4 protein-coding genes are annotated in these 5,079 nt (G+C 74.5%); 3 read left to right on the forward strand and 1 reads right to left on the reverse strand.

The features are described 5' to 3' along the window. Positions 1-93 precede the first annotated feature (93 nt). A complete protein-coding gene (locus AB4039_RS41375; RefSeq protein WP_266839592.1) occupies positions 94-807 on the forward strand; it encodes a lipopolysaccharide biosynthesis protein in 714 nt (237 codons plus the stop codon). Next, a complete protein-coding gene (locus AB4039_RS41380; RefSeq protein ID WP_442273213.1) occupies positions 804-1,946 on the forward strand; it encodes a GNAT family N-acetyltransferase in 1,143 nt (380 codons plus the stop codon). The genes AB4039_RS41375 and AB4039_RS41380 overlap by 4 nt, the downstream gene beginning before the upstream one ends. Positions 1,947-1,951: 5 nt before the next feature. Here AB4039_RS41380 and AB4039_RS41385 read toward each other — a convergent pair whose 3' ends face one another. Continuing rightward, positions 1,952-3,565 (reverse strand): glycoside hydrolase family 26 protein, encoded by a 1,614-nt coding sequence (locus tag AB4039_RS41385; protein ID WP_442273214.1) that lies wholly within the window; start codon positions 3,563-3,565, stop codon positions 1,952-1,954. Between the two features lie 294 nt (positions 3,566-3,859). On the opposite strand from AB4039_RS41385, the gene AB4039_RS41390 reads away from it, so the two are divergent. After that, positions 3,860-5,079, forward strand: a 1,220-nt coding sequence (locus tag AB4039_RS41390; RefSeq protein ID WP_442273215.1) for a carboxylate--amine ligase, incomplete at its 3' end; no start/stop codon positions are given.

The following is a 5,079-nucleotide window of genomic DNA, read 5'->3' on the forward strand; positions in this document are numbered from 1 at the left end:
GCACCCGCACCCCACCCCCCCACGCACCGCCCCCGGCCGGGGGCCGGCCGGGGGTGAACGAACTCCCCTCCACCCAGGAAGTGAGCACCGCACATGGCCGACACCGCCGACCAGAAGAAGTCCGACCACCGTCCGGAGCACCGTCCGGACCACCGCTCGGAGCGCAAGCGCCGGCTGCTGCCACCGCCCGCCTGGTGGCCCCTGCCCGCCTGCGCCCTGCTCGGCCTCGCCGCGGGCGGGGCGTACGGGGTCCTCAAGGCCCCCGAGTACGCCGCCACCAGCTACGTCGTCGCCGTCCCCAACGAGACCACCGAGCCCGCGACCGCCCTCGGCTTCGCCCAGGCCTACGGACGCATCGCCACCAGCAGCTCCACCCTCGCCTACGCCCAGCCCCGCGCCGGCATCGACGCCCGCCGCCTGCGCACGCAGGTCCGTACCGAGACCTCCCCCGACTCCCCGATGATCGCCATCACCGGGATGTCCAAGAGCCCCTCCGAGGCCGCCGACATCGCCAACGCCGTCGCCGACGCGCTCACCCTGAGCAGCAACCAGGCCGCCAAGAACACCGGCGTGCAGCTGCTCCTGTTCAACCAGGCCGTCGCGCCCGCCGACCCCGCCTCCCCGTCGGCCCCCGTCAGCGGCGCCGTCGGGCTCTGCGCGGGCGGGCTGCTGGGCGGGCTGTGGCTGCTGGCCCGGCCCGGCCGCCGCAAGCAGGAGGAAGAGGCGCTCCCGGTCGTGGAGGAGTACGCCTCGCTGCCCGCCCAGGGCGAGCACTCCGAGACCAAGGAGAAGGAGTCCGTGCGATGACGCGGGGCTCCACCGGGGCCCTGACGGTGACGATGTGCCGCGACCCCCGGCAGTTCGCCGAGCTGGAGGAGCCGTGGAACCGGCTCGTCCGAGGCTGCCCCACCGCCACCCCCTTCCAGAGCCACGCCTGGCTCCACTCGTGGTGGCTGTCGTACGGGAAGGAGGGCCGGCTCCGGGTCCTGCTCGTGCGGCGGGGCGGGGAACTGGTCGGCGCGGCCGCGCTGATGCTCGTACACCGGCCGCTGCCGCGGCTGGTGCCGCTGGGCGGGCCCATCACCGACTACTTCGACGTGCTCGTGGCCGACGGGTACGCCGACCAGGTCGTGCCCGCCCTGGCCCACGGGCTGCACCGGGCCGCCCGCAGCGCGGTCGTGGACCTGCGCGAGGTACGGCCGGGGGCGGCGGCCGAGGCGCTGTACGAGGCGTGGCCCGGGGTGACCGGCAAGCTGGCCGACTCCACCTGCATGGAACTGCCCGCGCTGCCCTTCGACGAGCTCGTCAAACGGATGCCGGCCTCCGGCGCCCAGCGGGTGCGGGCCAAGCTGCGCAAGACCGACGCCGCCGGGATCGAGGAGCACGAGGTCACCGAGGACGAGGTGCCGGGGGCCGTACGGACCCTGCTGCGGCTCCACGAGAAGCAGTGGCGCGGCCGGGGGGTCACCCCCGAACACCTGCGGCCCCGGTTCGCCGAGCACCTGACCCGGGCCACCCGGCGGATGGTGCGGGCGGGGGAGGGGCGGCTGACGGAGTTCCGGCTGGACGGCGCGGTGGTGGCGGCCAACGTCACGCTGCTGTCCGCCGGGCTGAGCGGCGGCTACCTGTACGGCGCCGATCCGGAACTGAGGGACCGCAAGGTCGACGTCGCGACGCTGCTGCTGCGCTACGAGGCGGGCCGGGCACTGGCCGAGGGGCGGCCGGTGGTGAGCTTCCTGCGCGGCAACGAGCCGTACAAGAACCACTGGCGGCCCGAGACGGTCGTCAACCAGCGTCTCCTGCTGGCCACGCACGCGCTCGCGCCCCTGCTGCGGCTGCACGAGTCGCAGGTCACGGGGCGCGAGCGGGCGGTGGACGCGCTGCGCGAGGCGCTGCCGGCCGCCCGGGACTGGCGGGCGCGGCTGAACGAACTGCGGGTGCGATGACCCGTCTAGAAGGGCCAGAAGCCGGAGTTCTTGCCCCAGTCGAGCGTGATGCAGACCGTCTGCTTGCCGAGCAGCTTGTTCAGCCACTCGCCGAAGTTGAGCGGGACGCACCACTGCGTGCTGTTGGCGGTCGGTTCGGGGGCGGGCGGCTTCGGCGCCGGACTGGGGACGGGGACGGGCACGGGCACGGGGGCGGGGACGAGCGGGCTCGGCGACGCGGGCACCGTGACCTCGGGCGTCGGCGCCGGCGGGAAAACCGGCGGGACGGACACCTCGGGATCGGGCTTGGGCTCGGGCGCGGGCTCGGGGGGCGGCGTCGGGGCCGGGCTCGTACCCGTGCTCGGGCCGGGGACGACCGGGGGCACGACCGGGGGGTCGGACGCCTCCGGGGTGGGGGCCGGCGTCGGGACGACCGGGGGGACGGATGCCTCGGGCGTGGGGGCCGGCGCCGGGACCTGCGGGGTCGGGACCTGGGGGGTCGGGATGTGCGGGGTCGGGAGCTGCGAGGTCGGGATCTGGGGCGCCGGGAGCTGCGGGGTCGGGACGACCGGCGTCGGGACCACCGGAGTGGGCATCACCGGCGTCGGGACGACCGGCGTCGGGACCACGGGCGTCGGGACCACCGGGGGCGTGGGCTCGACCGGCACCTGCGGGGTCAGCGCCTCGCGGAAGACCCGCGACGACTTCGGGTTCTGCTTGCACTGCCACACGCCGTGCGGGCAGTAGTCGGTGATGGTGTGGTAGAGCGGCTTGTGCTGCTCGATCCACTTCAGCATGCGCCGCACGTACTCCGGGTTGTCCCCGTTGCGGAACAGCCCCCACTCCGGGAACGAGATCTCCTTGCCGTGTGCCTTCGCGAAGTCGACGTGCGCCTGGAGTCCGTACGGCTGCGTGATCTGGTCGTCGAAGGTCCGGCCCGGCGCCTGGTCGTACGAATCCATGCCGATGACGTCGACCACGTCGTCGCCCGGGTAGCACTTGGTCCAGCCGATCGCGTCCGTCCCCCGGTTGGGGGTGAAATCGAACTTGAACCGCTGACCGGGAACGGCGCGCATCGCGTTGACGACGCGCTTCCAGTACGCCTTCCAGTTCTCCGGGTCGGGCCCGCAGCGGTGGGTGTACGTGGTGCCGTTCATCTCCCAGCCGAGCACGACGACCGTGTCCGGCACCCCCAGCGCCACCAGCCGTTCGGCCAGCTTCGTGAAGTGCCGGTCGTACTGGCCCTCCGCGCCGGCCCGGATCAGCTGGGCCACCTGCCAGTCCGGCACCCGGCCCTCGTTCCGGGCCTGCATGGGCACGTTCAGCACGAACATCCGGTCGTCCTCGGCCCGCCGCCACTCGGCCCAGTCCGTCAGGAAGGGCACGTTGCCCTCGATGCCCGCCCACTGGTCACCGGGCAGATACGTGTGCCCGACCCGGATCTCCTTGCCGCCCAGCCAGCGCGACAGGTACGGGATCCGGGCGACGCCGGGCGGCCCGTAGTCGAGGTAGGCGCCCATGGCGATGTCGGAGCCCCTGGGCTCTTCCTCCGGTGCCGCCAGGGCGGCCCCGGAGGCGAGCAGCCCGGCCGTGACCGTACCGATGCAGGTGCTCGCCAGTCGGCGGCGTGGTCTGGGCATGGCGTCTCCCGAGCTTTCCTGAACCGGTGTGCTTGCCAACGACGTTAGACATCRCATCTGACGAATGCCCTGTCCGATGGCCTTTGCCTAGGCCATTCGCAGCTGCGCATCCTGCCCGCTTGGTCCGACTAGGTGAAAGACACCGTTTCCATGCACGCGTTCGCCAACCATGTGCCCGCTGTTCTGCTCAGACTCGATCGGAATCCGTTCCACCACGGAACCCTCGGCGCCGTCAGATCGCTTGGGCGCAAGGGCGTGGAGGTCCATGCCGTTGTCGAAGCCGGGGGAGGTCCCATGGGGCGTTCGCGGTACCTGCGCGCCACGCACCCCGGTCCCGACGGGGGGCTCGACCCCGAAGCGCCCGAGGCGTTGCTGGAATGCCTGACCGGGGTGTYGCAGCGGATCGGGCGACCGGCGGTGCTCATCGCCATGGACGACCTGAGCGCCATTGCGGTCTCCAGGGTCGCCCCGATGCTGACGGACCGTTTCCGGATCCCCCATCAGCCCGACAACCTGCCCGCGCGCGTGGCCGACAAGGCGGAGCTGTCGCGGCTCTGCGCCCGCTGGGGCGTCCCGCACCCGGAGACGGTGATCCCGGCGAGCGGGGCCGAGGCGGCCGAGGCCGCCTGGCGGCTCGGCCTGCCGGTGGTGGCCAAGTGGAGCCGGCCGTGGCTGCTGCCCGCCGCCGCCGGACTGCGCAGCACCACCCTGGTGCACGGGGTCGCGGAGGCGCGGCGGCTGTACGAACGCTCGGCGGAGGCCGGGAGCCGCCTGCTGCTCCAGCGGTTCCTGCCCGCCGGCCCCGACACCGACTGGTTCTTCCACGGGGCCTTCGCCCGGGGCGGGCGCCCGCTGCTCGCCGGGTCGGGCCGCAAGGAGCTGTCCTGGCCGGTGCGGACGGGACTGACGGCGGTCGGGCGGTGGCTGCCGGACCCGGCCGTGGAGGAGTCGGGGCTGCGGCTCGCCGAACGGCTCGGCTACCAGGGGATCCTGGACCTCGACTTCCGGTGCGACGAGCGGGGCACCTTCCGCCTGGTGGACTTCAACCCGCGCCCCGGCGCGCAGTTCCGGCTGTTCACGGACGACCGCGGGCTGGACGTGGTCCAGGCGATGTACCTCGATCTGACGGGGCAACGGGTCCCGGAGCCGGTGGGCGGTCCCGGCCGGGTGTTCGTCGCCGAGAACTACGCGCTGCTCGCGGCGGTACGGGGCCGCCGGCTGCCCGCGGCGGGCGCCGGGCGGGACCCCGGCCCGGCCGGTGGCACCGGGGTGTCCGGGGCGTGCGGGGTGTCCGGTGCCCTTGGGGCGTCCGGGGTGTCCGGCCCGCCCGGGGTGCCCGGCCCCGTCCCGCCCAGCGGCCGGCGCACGGCGGAGGCGGGCCCCGTCCTGCCCACCGTCCGCCGCCCGGAACCGGAACCGCGGACCCGGCCCGAGGGGGGCCCGGCCCCCGCGGCCGGTCCGGCCGACGGGGCCCAGGACCCGCCCGCCGCACCGGCCCCGCGCGACGGGGCCCC

It is taken from the genome of Streptomyces sp. M-16, assembly GCF_052114405.1.
GTDB lineage: Bacteria > Actinomycetota > Actinomycetes > Streptomycetales > Streptomycetaceae > Streptomyces.

Coding starts and splice junctions, on each gene's coding strand:
- AB4039_RS41385 (WP_442273214.1), bottom strand. CDS start 3,565: ATGCCCAGACCACGCCGCCGACTGGCGAGCACCTGCATCGGTACGGTC.
- AB4039_RS41380 (WP_442273213.1), top strand. CDS start 804: ATGACGCGGGGCTCCACCGGGGCCCTGACGGTGACGATGTGCCGCGAC.
- AB4039_RS41375 (WP_266839592.1), top strand. CDS start 94: ATGGCCGACACCGCCGACCAGAAGAAGTCCGACCACCGTCCGGAGCAC.